Raw genomic sequence first — 16,966 nt, 5'->3', positions numbered from 1 at the left:
TTTTCCAACTATTCAGTTGATAATCTGCTCAAGGATTCCAAATCTATCAATATCAATATTGACGGTTCTTGTTTTTTCCGTACACCATATATATATCACATACGGTACACCGGCTTGTACTACTTGTTTGTTTATCTTAAATCTTTCAAAGAACTCTCATTTATATTTTGCCATCGTTTCCGAAAGCGGATGCAAAGGTAAGAGATTTTATCGTAACCGCCAAATGTTTTCGAAAGTTTTTTTGAAAAAGTTTTTTTTTCGAAACTTCCATAAAAGGCGGGACGTCCATCCTCCCCACGTCTTATCCGTTCTCGCTCCCTTAGCCCCGCTAAGGTAAGATACTGGGTGCAGACACTGTCAAGGAAAACTCTCCTACGTTTGTTTCACCAAGTCAGTCACACACTGTCTGAAGTGCCGCATCTCTCTCGATTGCGGATGCAAAGGTAGACCTTTTAACGATAACCAGCAAACATACGAAGGAAAAATTATACGGATTTCCTGAAACTTTTTTGTAATACTCTGAATGACAGATGTGTTACAAAGCATGTTTTTATAACGGAGGACACCGGAGGAAAAAGACAGACACATTGTAATATTCGCACGCGCGTATAGGAACGGAAAAAGGAAGGGACCCATACGAAAACAGCAGACGGAAAACAAGAAAAGAGAAAAAACGGAAGGCAAACTTGCAAACTTGCAAAACTTGCAGCATCTCCACACCCACACACGTGCGCGTACATTATAATATGAAAAAATAATAAAGCATAAAAAAGAGAGCGGAAGACAGACGGACGATACCGGAGAGAACTACAACGGAGGAAAGGATAACAGAATGCAAAAGGCGGAAAGGGAGATACGTGACAAGACTTCCGGTGGAAAAGAGCAGGAAAGCCTGACAAGGAGAAAATAAGAAAGCGGAAGACAAGGACTAGAACAAAACAGACACTGACCGTAAAGGACCGACTCCCTGAATCTGCGGCAACCACACACTTTAACCTTACCAATACAATTCACATAATTCTGCGGAAGACACGTATCCTGCATGCGAAAAACCTCCTAGCTACTTTAAACAAGGTACGTTACTAACATACAGGCCTCTATGTTAGTAACGTACAAGGTCACACATTACTAACCTTACGGAACACACGTTACTAACCCTTCGGAACACACAAACTATACAAAAGCACATAGCATCCCGTCCAATACCCAGATACTCCGTCAGAAAAGCTGCCGGCTGCTGTTCACCTACCGCTCATCGGTTACCATAACCTCCAGAAAGATTTTCTTCATCCCCCCATTACAAAAAAACAGGATAGAACCAGACCATTCACTACCTAGAACTAGGAAAAAAGATGGAAGCCAACACACCACTCCACCTCTTCCTCCACTCTACCCTTCACACTCTCATCGGATTGTATGTCATTACTTTACCAGGATATAATAATCCATCGCCATTATAATGTACGCATACGCGCAATCGCGCGCGATCGTGTGTGTGTGTGTGGAAAGACTGCAAGTTGTGCAAGTTTGCAAGTTTCCCCCTTGCATCATCTCATAAAAGGAGCTGAAAAAACAAAAGAAACAACAAGAGAATAATCACCAAGAATTAAAATATCAACAACTTTCAGGCCCCTCGCTCCAGCTCCAAACAGACCTTATAAAAAATAGAGAATCAGCAAAACGAATTACATAAAAAACAATCACACATAAAATTATTGTCTTTCACACTTTGCTTTCTTTATATTGTAGCGATAGGCTCGACAAGCCAAAACAAAGTATATCGCACATTGTATCCATAGGATAATATATTGCTGACTGATTTCAGACATACTAGCTCCCATAGAATTTATCTTAACAAAGGCCAAAGTTCCGGGAGCCGCAGGAACCATATAATGAATCCATTGCCAATACCAAGGCATTAACTCCAGCGGATAAGAAACTCCGGACAGGAAAATCAATCCTACAGAGAAGAAAGCTACCAACAACAATGGAGCATCACTATCACTGAAAAATAACGAACAGGCCAATCCAAAGAAACTGGTAGCAAGAATATAAGGTATCATAAGTGCCACAATTTTCCACGGATATGCTAAATGAGGCAATTGGAAAACTAAAGGAAGAAGCCCCAACAAAAAGACAGAGAATAAAGCATAAAAGACTAAATAAGTAAATGATTTTCCTATCACTACGGATGCCATACGTAAAAAAGAAAGATCCCTTCCTTCAGGGCCTGCAAACATCAGTATATCTCCAGTTTCACGCTCTTTCCCACTCAACATGCTGATAACAAATATCAACGTCTGAAAAATAACAACCATCAAAACGGCAGGTATCAAATAAGTACCATAACCATCGGTATAATTATACAGGGCAGTACCCACCACATCGACAGACCTTGTTTGAACCACAGATTGTATATCATCCTGAGGTAGAAAAACCACTTGCTCGGGTCGGACATCATCATTCACAGCAAGCATGGCTCCAGCAGACGCTTCCTGCATGGAAGCAAAATAAAGGAAAGCCGTAGTGGTGCTGTACATAATATATATCGCTTCTTCACCACGCCCCACACGAGCGTCAAAATCCGCGGGAATGTAAACAATACCCACCACTTCATCATATTTCATCAATTCCTTAGCAGCAGGCAAATCAGCATTGTTTGTCAATACCCGTGCCTGCGGAGTGGCATCCAGCAAACGGATGTAACTGCGGCTTAACGGAGTGCGACTCATATCCACTACTGCCACCGGAGCATCGCGTACCACATTGGGAGCATACATATAGTTATAAAGTAATCCATACACAAAGATGCCACCGCTGAGTACCAATAAAATGGAATAGCGGGTACACATCACACGAAACTCGTGCCAAGATACAGCTAATATATTATTCAATATCGTCATATTTCCGACTGATTAAAGAGCGTTTCAAATGAGGTAACAACAATAAAGGAGGAATAAGGAACAACAGCAGACAGGCTACATTGCCCCACATATACGCATAACCATAGTTGCCATAAAGCAGATTCTGTCCAATCTCGACAAAGTGACGGACGGGGAAAAGATAAGAGGCATAGTACACCGGTGCAAACATGTGAAGCACCGGAAAGGTAACCCCGCCAAGGGTAGCGCCTAACGATCCTACCATGGAAACGATACTGATAATAATACTCAACGCAGGAAAAAGAGAGAACAGAAAAACCGCCAGCGCCTGCGTAGCAATGACCAATAGTGCCGAAGTAAGATTCAACGCCCAAAAACCACAATCCATCGGTATATGCATGGCACCAAAAAAGACATAGTTTGCCAGAATACTCATAACGATGAAGATAAAACTGTATGGAAGTAACTTGGCAGTGACCGCCACCCAGATATTCCCATCTGCCACTGCCAGCCAATTGGCTGAAGTATGGAATTTCCCTTCACTGCCAATGGAGTATGTAGTGACCAACAACAAGATAACTTGCAGAAAAACAAAGAAGAATGGCTGTGTAAGATAGACCGAATAATCCATATCAGGATTAAATAACGGATGATTCTGTGTGGTGACCGGTAACAGAAAAGATTCTATCTCTTCCTGATTTATACCCAATGCCACAGCATGAGTGACAATGGGAACTACCGAGATGCTTTTCAACAAACTTTGAAATGCTCCGTGAATCTCACTTCCCACACTCATCAATGCATAATGGTAATAATAAGTCAGAGCTGTTTCCTTACCATCCATCACCTTTGCTTCAAAACCAGACGGAATACTGAGGTATCCATAAATACTTTTCCGCTGCACATCTGCCCTGGCCTCCGCTTCATCGGCATAATGCCGAGTGATGCGGAAAGTGGGAACAGCCTCGGTCATACGAATTATCTCACGAGAAGTGGCTGTATTATCACCATCCACAACACCCACAGGCAGATTCTCCATCTGTCCGTTACCAAAAATTGTAGCCATAAAGAAGATAGAAAACAAAGGCAAGACGATACACGATGCAAAATAAATGCGCCGGGAAACCATACGGTCCAGTTCACGTTTCAATACCGCTATAAAAGGAGATTCTTTCATTCAAGTAGTTCATTTATATTTACCATTCACTGCAATCAGAATAACATAGCTATCCTTCTATCATTTCAATTCATCCAGATTTACCAAGACGGACATACCCGGTCTTAATCCCTCCATCGGCTCTACAGGCAGCGCATGAATTTCAAAAGTTTTCATATCGTATGTCCCCGTCTGCTTGGTAGAACGCCAAGTGGCAAAACTCCCCAACGGGCTGATGTAATTGATTTTAAATGCCTTGTTTTTTACATCAAGAGCCGGAATATCTCCCATAAAATTCTCGTTCATACGGAAATAAGGCATATAGTCCTCACGGACATTAAGCACTACATGACAATCATCCAATACTACCAGACTCATAATGGGAGTCCCCGCTCCTACCAGTTCTCCACGCTTGGGGTAGATGGTTGATATCTGTCCGTCTTCGGGAGCTGTGAGGCGGGCATCCATCAACAAGGCCTGAACCTCATTCACAGTGCCCCGAGCCGCATCCACCAAGGAGCGGGCACTCTCTTTATCCTCTTTCTGCGCTCCGTCCTTCACTAACAGGAATTGTTGATGCGCCGCCCGTTCGGCGGCAACAGCAGCTTTATACATGGCTTCCACTTCATCTTTCCGCTGGCTGGTGACCACGCTATCTTTGTAAAGTGCCTGAATACGGTCATACGTCACCGTGGCCAGTTGCAAGTCACTCTTTGACTTGTTCCACAATTCTTCTACCGAACGGACTATCTGCCGACGTGTACCGTCGTCTATTTTCTTGTTCTGAAATTTCGCAATATCTTCCAAGGCATTTACCTGCTGAAACTTCGCCCAAGCCTCAGGACTGTTAATCACAACCAAGGTGTCACCCATCTTTACATACTGTCCCTCCCGGACCAAAAAGGTATCAATTCTACCAGGAAGTTTTCCGGAAATCCGTATTTCAGTAGCTTCTATCTGCCCCTGCAATACAACCGGTTTATTGCTCATAGCTATAATCCCAATGGCAGACACCATAACAATGGCCACAAGAACAACGATAAAAGCGACTCCTAACTGTTTCTTCTCTTTTTCCATATTGTTTTCTTTTTTTATTATTTCCCGAATATAAAGTTCTCGGTTTGTCCGGTACGGCTATACTGCCAAAAACTTTCGGGCATTCCGCAAGTAGAGAGCAGAGATGCCAGTGCCACATCATATTTATAATAAGCCAGCAAAAAAGCAATCTGCACCTTGGATAGCATCGTTTCCGCATCAATCACATCAGTAGAGGTAGCCATTCCTTCCTGAAAGGATTTTTTACGGATACGTACCAATTCACGACTCATCTCAATCGTGGTGTTGAGTGCGGCGACATCATCCTTTGCATTCTGAATTTCGCTATATAACTTGTCTACCAAAACACCCAATTCATTCTGAGCCTTTTCCCTTCCCAGTTGCAAAGTTTGTTTAGTAAGACGTGTCTGACGGATATTGGCTTCACGGTTCAGTCCGTCGAATATATTCCAAGTAAAACCCACTCCTACCAAAGTACGGGGCATCAGGTTTTTCGGAAGATTCTCTGCATAAAGTGTCTGCTTTCCAAACAATGCAATGGTAGGAATATATGCACTTTTACTGATTTTCAATTGATTATCAGCCATCGCCTCCTGTATTCGCAATTTACTTACTATATAGCTGCCGGTACTTACCAGATTCTTGAAATAAAGTTCATCGGGCAGATCATGGTTCATAAACAAAGGAGAACTGGGATTGATGGATATGGCGTCTTCCACATTCAACAAGACTTTCAAGGCATTTTGCGCCACATTCAAATCTTTCCGGGCAGATTCCAACTCACGTCTGGCCTCGTCCATAGTGACCTGAGCAAAGAGGCGTTCGGCCTTATTTATCATACCGTTCTCCTCCAGCTTCATGGCATTACGGTAATGTTTCTGCAAGCCTAAAAAGGTTTGCTCGCGTACATCCACCACTCTTTGCGCCAGACGCAAAGCATAATAAGTTTCCACCAACTCCGATTGCAAAGTAGCTCCCGCCTCTTCCCTACCTGCTTTGGCCAAATCTACCATACGGTTGCCGATACGGCTTGCAAAAATTCGTTTTCCGCCTGTAAAAAGCGGCCACATCACATTAGCATCTATGGTCGTCAGGTTACGTTCTAATAAAGGAAAAGTAAGGGTATGCGCACCTATATTATCAAGAATAGAAGAAATAAATTTATCATCGGGCACAATGGAATGTACAAAGTCTTTTGCCGGATCGGTAAATTGCCTTAAAGGTTCCTTGACCTCAATATGGTTGGACAAATGGACGTATGCACCCGATGCATTCAAAGACGGATACCAAAAAGCATTCATCTTTTGTCGCTCACTGCGTGCTATATCTACAGCCTTATCCGCCATTTGCAACGTGCGGCTGCCCTTGTTCATCAGGCTGGCAGATTGTTCCAATGTTAAAGATAATTCCCCGTTTTGAGCTGATAATGAAACCGGGAACAAAAGAACACATAAAAATATTTTATAATGCATACACTGTTTAGTTTCTGTTATGTTGTAATAAACAGAAAACCAAACAGATTGTTTGAACAGGATTATTTATTAAATAACTCGAAAGTGAATTTAAAACCAAAGGTATCAAATTGCCCGTTGATAGTGCTTACAAAAGCCCCCACATCAAATATATGTGTGCCGATGCCATAACCCAACTCGATATATGGATTAAGATGTGGCATGAACAGGATACCACCATACAAACGCTCCTGCTGGACTAATCCCAGCCAACGGTTTAAGGGTTTCAAGAGAATAAAAGGAGACTCATAGGTGAAATTCCCCCGCCAGTACTGACGTGAGGAGTTATACCAACGTCCGTCCAGCAATTGGAAAGTGCCACCAATATCATCATTCCATCCTTCGGGAAGATTACGACGGGCAAAGTTAGCAAAATCCACGAAATACATATCTTCCTGCTTGGTAAACATTCCCCCCCCAATGCGATAACCGATACTTCGGATTCCGCTCAGTTTCAAGTTTTGCTGTATATCAAACTCCCAACGTTCATGAGCACCCGTACTCTTGAATACACCTTTAATGCCCCGTTCATAATCCAGCATAAAAGTAGGCATACTGGAACCTACATTCATCTTCCGGCGACCGTTCATGTAATAATACATACCGGGAGTCCATTCAATACGTATACGAGGTGCAAAACTATTGTATTCTGATCTGATACCTCGCAATGCAGCCCAATCCTTATCAGGCAACGGCTTTTCAAGAATGACTTTCGAATTATTTATCAGATACCTCCAATGTACGGAAACACCTGCTTTAATAAACAAGCCGTTCACTATTTCTATATTATGGAACAGATTGAGATACACATCCTTGAAATAGTCCAATTCCAATTGGTCAAAATTAAAGGTACTATCGGGCAATTGCTTTAGCTGATCCAATACGACACTACTATATATGCGGTTACCGTTACCTACACTAACCTCAAAACTAGCCTGCTTTTCCGGCCAATATTGCCAATCGGCATCCGCTTTCACATAAAGTTCCTTATGTGTAAAATTATAACCTATCTGCGGACTGATTCTAAGTATACGTCCATCATGAAAAAGCCGACTGTATTTAAACTTCTGCTTATACGAAAAGCCCCTGCTGTGGCTATAATCCAACAGCACCGGATTAATAAGTGGAGAACAATGCACACTCCCCATACTGGACAAATTCACATTGTAACTACTGATAAGCATGTCACCCAACTCCCCCCAAAACTCCAAATGTTCATTCTTCTTTTTTTTCGGTACGCGTAAAAGCGTATCCTGACGTAAAGCATAACTTCTATACAAAGAATCCTCCAAAGCGGACAGCGGAATGGGACGCAGCTCATTGAACTTTTCCTTATCTGTTATCAGCTGTTCCGAGTCACAAGTCAGCTTATAGGATTCCGTCAGGTCATGGCGATGCTTCTTTTGAGATTTACGCCGGGCGGCTCCTTCATAAAATTTAATTTCATTGTATTTCAACCAGGCTCCCATATCCATTTCCAGATGGTTACCTATAAACTTAAAAACAAGATTCAAATCAAACTGCACCGGCAGAAACTCCACATCGCCCTCCTCTCCCATCTTGACACGGACCTTGAAGCGGATCACATCATAAACGCCTTCAATATAAAGTTCACGAATAGTCCATATCTGATCACTAACCCACATATATCCACTGACCAACTGTGTACCACGGAATTTGGGAATAATAAGTATTTTATACCGCTGGCAATCGGGAGGACCGGCTATAGAATCCAATAAATAATGATAATATCTGCTAGATTTCTTATCCAAAGGAGAAAGAAGTTTATCGGACATCAATGAAGAAGAATAGATATTCATGTTCAAATAATCCATCACATCCGTTATCTGTCCCCTGTTACGTGGAAATGTAGTGGATACCGCTTTTATCTTACGGTCGTATATATCAGGGGCCGTATAATGCAGCTCACTAAGAGATTCCATAAGGTAATCATTGATGTGTTTTTCGAAACGAAACATGGACGGTACATAGCGGATAAGGTGATTGCGCTTATGTACCTTTACTTTTCCTTTTATATATAAATCAGCCTTATACTCATCAATGATACGGGAATAGAACGGCGAAAACTGGAAAATACACTGAAGAATGGAATCGGACACCATCGGCTTGTCGGGCATATCAACCTTTTCCCTCTTAGCCTGAACAGCTAAAGGTAACAAAAGACAAAATATAATCAACCTGACAATCCGTATATAGTGCATCAATGTACTTTCTTTTCATTGTTTGAAGAGCAAATATAAACAAAAACCAACAGGCTGACGCATGATAATACTTAATTAACATCCTTAACAGAAATGAAAAATGATTAGCGATATAGCGAATTATTAATCAAAAAGCAGTATTTTTGCAGCCAACAACCAGTAAAAGAAAGACAACATGTCCAAAATGAGATTTTTTGCTCTACAGGAGTTAGCCAACAGACGCCCCGTTAAAGTTGACTACCCCTCTGAAAAGTTAGCTGATTATTACGGCAACCACGTATTCGACCGTAAAAAAATGCAGGAATATCTGCCTAGTGAGGCTTATAAAGCAGTAATAAATGCAATCGAGAAAGGTACCCCTATCAATCGTGAAATGGCCGACATGATAGCCAATGGCATGAAGAATTGGGCAAAGACCTTTAATGTTACCCACTACACTCATTGGTTCCAGCCTCTGACTGACGGAACTGCCGAAAAGCACGACGGCTTTATTGAATTCGGTGATGACGGTAATGTTATAGAACGCTTCTCGGGCAAGCTGCTTATCCAACAAGAACCGGATGCGTCCAGTTTTCCCAACGGCGGTATCCGGAACACATTTGAAGCACGTGGCTATACGGCATGGGATGTTTCTTCTCCGGCTTTCATTGTAGACAGCACACTTTGTATTCCTACTATCTTCATCTCTTATACAGGCGAAGCACTCGACTACAAAACTCCTTTGTTGAAGGCATTAGGTGCTGTAGACAAAGCGGCAACTGAGGTTTGCAGAATGTTCGATCCAAACGTAAAACGCGTATTCGCCAATCTGGGTTGGGAACAAGAATACTTTTTAGTGGATACCGCACTATATAATGCACGTCCGGATCTTTGCCTGACCGGACGCACCTTGATGGGACACTCGTCTGCCAAGGACCAGCAGCTAGACGACCACTACTTCGGTTCCATCCCTCCACGTGTAACCAGTTTTATGAAAGAATTGGAACTGGAATGTCACAAACTAGGGATTCCGGTAAAAACACGGCATAACGAAGTGGCTCCCAACCAATTTGAGCTAGCTCCTATTTTTGAAGATGTAAATCTGGCCAACGACCATAACCAGCTGGTAATGGACCTGATGAAACGTATCGCTTCCAAACACAATTTTACTGTACTGCTCCACGAAAAACCATTCAAAGGAGTAAACGGATCGGGCAAACACAACAACTGGTCACTTTGTACAGACACAGGTATCAATTTGTTCTCTCCTGCCAAGACTGCGGAAGGAAATATGCTTTTCCTGACTTTCATAGTCAACGTACTGATGATGGTCTATAAAAACCAGGATTTACTACGTGCCTCTATTGTCAGTGCCGGAAACAGCCATCGCCTAGGAGCAAATGAAGCCCCCCCCGCTATTCTGTCTATTTTCCTAGGACGTCATCTTTCCCATATGTTGGACGAAGTAGTGGCACGTCTGAATGACGCCGAACTGACCCCTGATGAAAAGAAAGCATTGCAATTGGGTATCGGGCGCATACCTGCCATATTGCAAGACAATACAGACCGTAACCGTACCTCTCCTTTTGCCTTCACCGGAAACCGTTTTGAATTCCGTGCTGCAGGCTCATCTGCCAACTGTGCCGCATCAATGATTGTGATCAATGCCGCTATGGCACACCAGTTGAATGAGTTCAAGACCCAGATAGATAAATTAGTAAACGGAGGGATGGAACAGGAAGAAGCTCTGTATAAGGTATTAAAAGAAACCATCATCGCTTCACAAAACATCCGTTTTGAAGGTGACGGCTACTCGGAAGAATGGAAAGCAGAAGCCGCGCGACGCGGATTGACCAATATCTGCCATGTACCCGAAGCCATCCTGAAGTTCAACGATGAGCAATCTCGTGCAGTACTGATAGGCGAAAAAATATTCAATGAAAATGAATTGTTCTGTCGTATAGAAGTGGAACTGGAAAAGTTTACTAAAAAGGTCCAGATTGAAAGTCGTGTACTAGGCGATCTAGCTATCAATCATATTGTTCCCACAGCTGTAATTTATCAGAACAGACTATTAGAAAATCTTCGTGGTCTGAAAGAGATATTCTCCACCGAAGAATACGAAGAGCTGACCGAAGACCGGAAGAATTTGGTACGTGAAATTCAAAACCGCATACTTGCTATTAAAAAAGCCGTGCACAACATGACAGAAGCCCGAAAAGTAGCAAATCATTTGGGAAGCCAAGTAGAGAAAGCCTTCAGTTACGAGGAACAAGTGCGTCCATATCTGGAAGAAATCCGCGACCATATTGACCATTTGGAACTAGAAATAGACGATGAGATTTGGCCATTACCTAAATATCGTGAATTACTGTTCACCAAATAAAATTTCACAAAAAAAGAAAGGATAGGAGATAAGAACCTATCCTTTTGTTATTTTTTGAAGATAAATTAATAATATATCTTTCTTTTTTCTTCTGATTACTTCGTCCTTTTATTTTTTCTTCTTATATTTGTGCTCTATAACACGGTTTTATAGCACGTTTATGGTTAGAAAAGAATTATCAGAAACTGAGATTGCTGAAAGTATACCAGACTTATGGCAACCTTTAACACAGGAACAAAGAGAGTTCTTGGCTCAGAACTTTACGATACAGAAGTATAAAAAGAATGAGACGATATACTGCGAAGGAGAAACTCCGATGCACCTTATGTGTCTTCTTAGTGGAAAAGTAAAAATCTACAAAGAAGGTGTGGGAGGACGTAGCCAGATTATCCGCGTATTAAAGACGAAAGAATATTTCGCATACCGAGCTTTTTTTGCCGAAGGGAACTTCGTGACAGCTGCTTCCGCTTTCGAGCCTTGCACTATCTGCCTTATTCCCATGCCGGCCATTATGAAACTGATAAAAGACAACTCTGAATTAGCTTTGTTCTTTATCCGCCAACTTTCTATAGATTTGGGAATTTCTGATGAAAGAACCGTAAATCTTACGCAAAAACATATTCGTGGACGATTGGCGGAATCTCTGTTATTTTTGAAAGATACTTATGGAGTAGAAGAAGATGAATCTACACTAAGCATTTACCTTTCACGAGAAGATTTGGCAAACTTATCAAATATGACTACTTCGAACGCAATCCGTACGCTTTCTAACTTTGCAACTGAAAAACTGATTACCATCGACGGTAGAAAAATTAAAATCATTGATGAAGAGAAACTAAAAAAAATCAGCAAAATAGGATAAAATCTAATATCAATTCATACTTCACACACACAGGCGTCCGTTTTTCCATAACAGACGCCTGTTTTTTTCTCTACTTACAAAACCTTTTTCAGTACCAGCTGTTATTAAAAGAAACTAAAACCAAGAAACTATGAGTAAAGGTAAATTATGGGGAATCATCCTCCTTATTTTATTTGTGCTGGGATTCGGTATCTGGCTTTATACCAGTTCTGACGTAAAAAAAGATGTAGACCAGGAAGGCATAGGTGTGTTAGACGACATGACTATACCCGCTGTGGACTAAATAATAATAAACACTAACTTAAACTTTACATTATGGCTAAAGAATCTGTGAATATCCTGAAGGATAAAATTGACATTGTGGACTTATTGGCTCAGCTGAATGCAGCTCTGTCCGAAGAATGGTTGGCTTTCTACCAATACTGGGTAGGTTCATTCGTAGTAGAAGGCGCTATGCGCGGTGATGTACAACGCGAGTTTCAAGAACATGCAGCCGAGGAATATAACCATGCAAAATTATTGGCCGACCGTATCATTGAATTGGAAGGCGTACCCGTACTTGACCCTAAACAATGGTTTGATTTAGCTCGCTGCAAATATGATGCGCCCGTAGATTTCGGTTCGGAAATCTTGTTGAAACAAAATGTAGAATCCGAACGGTGTGCCATCTACCGCTATCAGCAAATTGCTGAATTCACAAACGGAATTGACTTCACCACTTGTGATATTGCCAAACATATTATGGCAGAAGAAGAGGACCATGAACAAGATTTGCAAGATTACTTAAATGATATAGCCCGCATGAAGGCTTATATTCTAAAAAAATAATCCACATCTGCTTCTATTCTTTTTTCTGTTTTGACGGAGAAAGAAAGGTAAGGCCGGTTTCTACTGCAAAAACCGACCTTATTTTATACTATTCATGCAAGTTGCCCCATAGTCCAAATAAATTAACCCATCTTACCTGTGAATCCCCAACGAATAACATTTATAACACCTGGCGGATTCTTACCAGTTTGGTCAATAGCCCTTCCAGCAAATCCAGTTTCAACATATTCGCTCCGTCACTCTTAGCGACAGAAGGATCTTCGTGGGTTTCCATAAACAAACCGTCCACTCCTACCGCTATGCCAGCCTTGGCTACCGTTTCAATAAGCTGCGGCATACCACCTGTCACACCGGCAGTCTGATTAGGTTGTTGCAAAGAATGTGTCACATCCAGAATTACAGGAAAACCTAAAGTCTGCATTTCCGGAATACCCCGATAATCTACAATCAAATCCTGATACCCGAAAGTCGTTCCCCGCTCGGTCAGCATAACCTGATCATTACCCGCCTCCACCACTTTGTCAGCAGCAAAACGCATGGCGCCAGGTGATAAAAATTGTCCTTTCTTGATGTTGACAATCTTTCCGGTATGAGCTGCCGCCACCAGCAAATCAGTCTGGCGACAAAGGAAAGCAGGAATCTGCAACACATCCACATATTCAGCGGCCATAGCAGCTTCTCCAGCACTATGAATATCGGTTACCACAGGAATTCCAAAAGTTTCCCGTACTTTACGAAGTACTTTCAAGGCCTTTTCATCACCTATTCCTGTAAACGAATCCAAACGGGAACGGTTAGCCTTACGATAAGATCCTTTAAACACATAGGGAATACCCAGTTTATCTGTTATTTTCACAATACGATCTGCTATTCGGAGAGCCATTTCCTCTCCTTCGATCACACAAGGACCAGCCAGTAAAAAGAAATTATCTGTCTTTCTTAAATCTGAAATTGTCATTATCTTACGTCTATTCATTGAGATATCTACTCTGCCTCTATCCTTAAAGCAAGAAATGGATATCTATAGTTTTTAATTAGGGATAATCAAAGTTATAGCTTCCGGCTGGATCGTAATTTCCAAAGGGAAATGGCGGTCTAAAATACGCCCGTCCAAACTGACAGAAGCATTCTGCGCACGTAGTACTTTTACTTTCCGTGTACGATAAGGTTTCACCATTTTATGATTTAAAATACGTCCCTGCAACAGCATCCACATACCCGAGAAAAGTTGAATTAACTCCGGACGATAAATAACCGACACATCCAACCAGCCATTATAAGGAACTGCACTAGGTGTCAAACCGTATCCACGGGCACTTCCCACACATACCGTCATGATACGTCCACGAATATGTTCGCCATTGATACAAAGATGTGTACGGTACAATTTACGTTCAAACAGCAACAGGAACATGGAAGCGGCAAAAGACAACTCACGTATTCCCCAAAAACGACGGGTACCATCTGAGATCTGTACAATACGCGCACCTAAACCTATATATATGGCATTCAGGAAATAGCGGGAGGTGTGCTTCTCTCCATCAAAATAATTACAACGCCCCACATCAATTTTCCTCAGACGACGATTGATAATCCAATCTACCGCTGCTTTATAATTATCTTCATCCAACCCCCAATATTTGGCAAAGTCATTACCAATACCATTAGGAATGATTCCAAAAGCGATATTTGTCTTATCCTCCACCATAGAAGTCATAATACCGTTAATAGCATCATTGATCGCTCCGTCTCCACCTACAATCACAATGGTTCGATAACCATTATTAGCCAAGGTACGGGCGAGTCGTTCCACCGACCCAAAACCTTCGGACTGTACGTAGTCAAAAACCACCTTACGGTTTTCCATATAGCTACGTATCTCATTCCAACGCTTCTGAGTCTTACGGCTTCCGGCTTTCGGATTATAAATAATCCCCCATCTGTTTGGTTCTACAGCCATAACATTTAGTTTTTAGTGTGTAACAAATTAATGATTTTTTCCACCTTATCTTCCATAGGCAGGCAAGCATCCAGCCAATGTATAGTGAACCCTCGCCGCTCCATGCCCCGGAACCAGGTCATCTGCCGTTTGGCAAATTGATGGATAGCTATTTCCAATTGATGAAACATTTCATTGAAAGAAAGTTTACCCAAGACATATAAAGTCAAATACTTATATTCCAATCCGTAATAAATCAAATCCTCGGAAGAAATACCACTATCCAACAAAGCCTTCACTTCGTTTACCATCCCTTCATCCAAACGCTGCTTCAAACGGTGGGATATTTTTTCACGACGTAACTCACGAGCTATATCTACTCCAATGATCAAACTATGAATTTGCGGGAACTCACGGTATTCCGCTGATTGGTGCTTGTAATACTCTTCTATTTCAATGGCCCGGATAGCCCGCTTTACAGTATCTACGTCCGTAGAGTTATGAAGTTTCCTGTAAGTTGACAACAACCGGGTGAGTTCCGCTAATGATTTATCTGCTAACGAGTCCCTAAGTTTGGGATTCTCTGGAACAGGAAGCAGCCTATATCCCTTCAACACGGATTCAAGATACATCCCCGTACCTCCGCATAATATAGGAAGTTTGTCTTTCCATCTCACTTGATCATAAGCATTCAAAAAATCACGTTGAAATTCAAATACATTATATTTATATCCGGGGTCTACAATGTCTATCAGATGGTAAGGTATTTGCTGTCCATTCACGACATAGTCTTCCAAATCCTTTCCCGTACCTAAATCCATCCGGCGATATACCTGCCGGCTATCTCCACTGATAATTTCGGTATCCAACTTGTAAGCTAAAGCCGCTGCCAAAGGAGTCTTTCCTGAAGCGGTAGGTCCTAATATCGTTATCAAATCGTACTTTTCCATCCTAAGTTTTTGTAACAGTCGCACAAAGATAACGAAAATGTGCAACTTAGCACGCAAAACTACATAAAAAAAAGCCGTCTGAATTACTTCAGACGGCTTTCGCTATATGGTTTTTAACTGATTAGCAGTTTACAGAAGCCATGTGAGCAATCAAATCCAATACTTTGTTAGAGTAACCGATTTCGTTGTCATACCAAGAAACCACCTTAACAAAAGTATCAGTCAAAGCGATACCAGCTTTAGCATCGAAGATAGAAGTACGAGTATCACCCAAGAAGTCAGAAGAAACAACTGCATCTTCAGTGTAACCCAATACGCCAGCCAATTCACCTTCAGAAGCTTCTTTCATAGCTGCACAGATTTCAGCATATGTAGCCGGTTTAGCCAAGTTAACTGTCAAGTCAACTACAGAAACATCCAAAGTCGGAACACGCATTGACATACCAGTCAATTTACCGTTCAATTCAGGAATAACTTTACCTACAGCTTTAGCAGCACCAGTAGATGAAGGGATAATGTTACCAGAAGCAGCACGACCACCTCTCCAGTCTTTCATAGAAGGACCGTCAACTGTTTTCTGAGTAGCTGTTGTAGAGTGAACTGTAGTCATCAAACCGTCAGTGATACCCCATTTGTCATTCAATACCTTAGCGATAGGAGCCAAACAGTTAGTAGTACAAGAAGCGTTAGAAACGAACTGAGTACCTTTAACATAAGTCTTTTCGTTTACACCGCAAACGAACATCGGAGTATCATCTTTAGAAGGAGCTGACATAACTACATATTTAGCACCAGCTTCAATATGAGCCTGAGCTTTTTCTTTAGTCAAGAACAAACCAGTAGATTCAACTACGTATTCAGCACCGATTGCATCCCACTTCAAGTCAGCCGGATTTCTTTCAGCTGTTACGCGGATTGCATTGCCGTTCACGATCAATTTGCTATTTTCTACGTCAGCTTCGATAGTACCGTCAAATTGTCCGTGCATAGTGTCATACTTCAACATATATGCTAAGTAATCAACCGGGCAAAGGTCATTGATACCTACGATCTGAATATCGTTTCTTTTCTGAGCTGCACGGAATACAAAACGGCCGATACGACCAAATCCGTTAATACCTACTTTAATCATTTTGTTTAAATTTTAAAGGTTTTATAATATAGCTTTTAAACACTCTACGTTGGAATGTTGTTA

At 41.7% G+C, this 16,966-nt stretch carries 13 protein-coding genes; 4 read left to right on the top strand and 9 right to left on the bottom strand.

What is annotated here, in order from left to right:
- Positions 1–1,712: 1,712 nt before the first annotated feature.
- The 5 genes from RE317_RS04400 to RE317_RS04380 all read right to left on the bottom strand — a co-directional run bounded on the left by RE317_RS04400 (position 1,713) and on the right by RE317_RS04380 (position 8,827).
- Positions 1,713–2,903, bottom strand: a complete 1,191-nt coding sequence (locus RE317_RS04400; protein WP_005839257.1) for an ABC transporter permease — start codon at positions 2,901–2,903, stop codon at positions 1,713–1,715.
- Complete coding sequence (locus tag RE317_RS04395) at positions 2,887–4,059, bottom strand: ABC transporter permease (protein WP_008669564.1); 1,173 nt, start codon at positions 4,057–4,059, stop codon at positions 2,887–2,889. Before RE317_RS04395 ends, RE317_RS04400 begins: the two co-directional genes overlap by 17 nt.
- Positions 4,060–4,119: 60 nt before the next feature.
- Positions 4,120–5,115, bottom strand: a complete 996-nt coding sequence (locus RE317_RS04390) for an HlyD family secretion protein (protein WP_005839262.1) — start codon at positions 5,113–5,115, stop codon at positions 4,120–4,122.
- Between the two features lie 17 nt (positions 5,116–5,132).
- Positions 5,133–6,566 carry a TolC family protein gene (locus RE317_RS04385; RefSeq protein WP_008669562.1) on the bottom strand — a complete coding sequence of 478 codons (1,434 nt, stop codon included), beginning with the start codon at positions 6,564–6,566 and terminating at the stop codon, positions 5,133–5,135.
- A 62-nt stretch (positions 6,567–6,628) separates the two neighbouring features.
- Positions 6,629–8,827 carry a DUF5686 family protein gene (locus tag RE317_RS04380; protein WP_005851685.1) on the bottom strand — a complete coding sequence of 733 codons (2,199 nt, stop codon included), beginning with the start codon at positions 8,825–8,827 and terminating at the stop codon, positions 6,629–6,631.
- Between the two features lie 175 nt (positions 8,828–9,002).
- Between RE317_RS04380 and RE317_RS04375 the strand changes: the two genes are divergently transcribed.
- The 4 genes from RE317_RS04375 to RE317_RS04360 all read left to right on the top strand — a co-directional run bounded on the left by RE317_RS04375 (position 9,003) and on the right by RE317_RS04360 (position 12,882).
- On the top strand, positions 9,003–11,192 hold the full coding sequence (locus tag RE317_RS04375) for a glutamine synthetase III (protein ID WP_005839267.1): 2,190 nt from the start codon (positions 9,003–9,005) through the stop codon (positions 11,190–11,192).
- A gap of 160 nt (positions 11,193–11,352) precedes the next feature.
- Positions 11,353–12,054, top strand: coding sequence for a Crp/Fnr family transcriptional regulator (locus RE317_RS04370; RefSeq protein WP_005839272.1), 702 nt, complete (start codon positions 11,353–11,355; stop codon positions 12,052–12,054).
- A gap of 130 nt (positions 12,055–12,184) precedes the next feature.
- Positions 12,185–12,337: a hypothetical protein gene (locus RE317_RS04365; protein WP_005851688.1), complete on the top strand. Its 153-nt coding sequence runs from the start codon at positions 12,185–12,187 to the stop codon at positions 12,335–12,337.
- Positions 12,338–12,369: 32 nt separating this feature from the next.
- On the top strand, positions 12,370–12,882 hold the full coding sequence (locus tag RE317_RS04360) for a ferritin-like domain-containing protein (RefSeq protein WP_005839275.1): 513 nt from the start codon (positions 12,370–12,372) through the stop codon (positions 12,880–12,882).
- Positions 12,883–13,042: 160 nt separating this feature from the next.
- Here RE317_RS04360 and kdsA read toward each other — a convergent pair whose 3' ends face one another.
- The 4 genes from kdsA to gap all read right to left on the bottom strand — a co-directional run bounded on the left by kdsA (position 13,043) and on the right by gap (position 16,903).
- On the bottom strand, positions 13,043–13,840 hold the full coding sequence (gene kdsA, locus RE317_RS04355) for a 3-deoxy-8-phosphooctulonate synthase (RefSeq protein ID WP_005839276.1): 798 nt from the start codon (positions 13,838–13,840) through the stop codon (positions 13,043–13,045).
- Positions 13,841–13,912: 72 nt separating this feature from the next.
- Positions 13,913–14,842, bottom strand: a complete 930-nt coding sequence (locus tag RE317_RS04350) for a diacylglycerol kinase family protein (protein WP_005839278.1) — start codon at positions 14,840–14,842, stop codon at positions 13,913–13,915.
- 5 nt (positions 14,843–14,847) lie between these two features.
- Complete coding sequence (gene miaA, locus RE317_RS04345) at positions 14,848–15,771, bottom strand: tRNA (adenosine(37)-N6)-dimethylallyltransferase MiaA (RefSeq protein WP_005851691.1); 924 nt, start codon at positions 15,769–15,771, stop codon at positions 14,848–14,850.
- Between the two features lie 121 nt (positions 15,772–15,892).
- Entirely contained in the window at positions 15,893–16,903 is a 1,011-nt protein-coding gene (gene gap / locus RE317_RS04340; RefSeq protein WP_005839282.1) for a type I glyceraldehyde-3-phosphate dehydrogenase, read from the bottom strand.
- Positions 16,904–16,966: the final 63 nt, after the last annotated feature.

Source organism: Phocaeicola sp. GP0067 (assembly GCF_031119655.1).
In the GTDB taxonomy this organism is placed as follows: Bacteria; Bacteroidota; Bacteroidia; order Bacteroidales; family Bacteroidaceae; genus Phocaeicola; species Phocaeicola vulgatus.
This window is presented reverse-complemented; position numbering and strand designations above follow the sequence as displayed.

Coding starts and splice junctions, on each gene's coding strand:
- RE317_RS04350 (WP_005839278.1), bottom strand. CDS start 14,842: ATGGCTGTAGAACCAAACAGATGGGGGATTATTTATAATCCGAAAGCC.
- kdsA (WP_005839276.1), bottom strand. CDS start 13,840: ATGACAATTTCAGATTTAAGAAAGACAGATAATTTCTTTTTACTGGCT.
- RE317_RS04360 (WP_005839275.1), top strand. CDS start 12,370: ATGGCTAAAGAATCTGTGAATATCCTGAAGGATAAAATTGACATTGTG.
- RE317_RS04365 (WP_005851688.1), top strand. CDS start 12,185: ATGAGTAAAGGTAAATTATGGGGAATCATCCTCCTTATTTTATTTGTG.
- RE317_RS04370 (WP_005839272.1), top strand. CDS start 11,353: ATGGTTAGAAAAGAATTATCAGAAACTGAGATTGCTGAAAGTATACCA.
- RE317_RS04385 (WP_008669562.1), bottom strand. CDS start 6,566: ATGCATTATAAAATATTTTTATGTGTTCTTTTGTTCCCGGTTTCATTA.
- RE317_RS04375 (WP_005839267.1), top strand. CDS start 9,003: ATGTCCAAAATGAGATTTTTTGCTCTACAGGAGTTAGCCAACAGACGC.
- RE317_RS04395 (WP_008669564.1), bottom strand. CDS start 4,059: ATGAAAGAATCTCCTTTTATAGCGGTATTGAAACGTGAACTGGACCGT.
- RE317_RS04400 (WP_005839257.1), bottom strand. CDS start 2,903: ATGACGATATTGAATAATATATTAGCTGTATCTTGGCACGAGTTTCGT.
- RE317_RS04380 (WP_005851685.1), bottom strand. CDS start 8,827: ATGCACTATATACGGATTGTCAGGTTGATTATATTTTGTCTTTTGTTA.
- miaA (WP_005851691.1), bottom strand. CDS start 15,771: ATGGAAAAGTACGATTTGATAACGATATTAGGACCTACCGCTTCAGGA.
- RE317_RS04390 (WP_005839262.1), bottom strand. CDS start 5,115: ATGGAAAAAGAGAAGAAACAGTTAGGAGTCGCTTTTATCGTTGTTCTT.
- gap (WP_005839282.1), bottom strand. CDS start 16,903: ATGATTAAAGTAGGTATTAACGGATTTGGTCGTATCGGCCGTTTTGTA.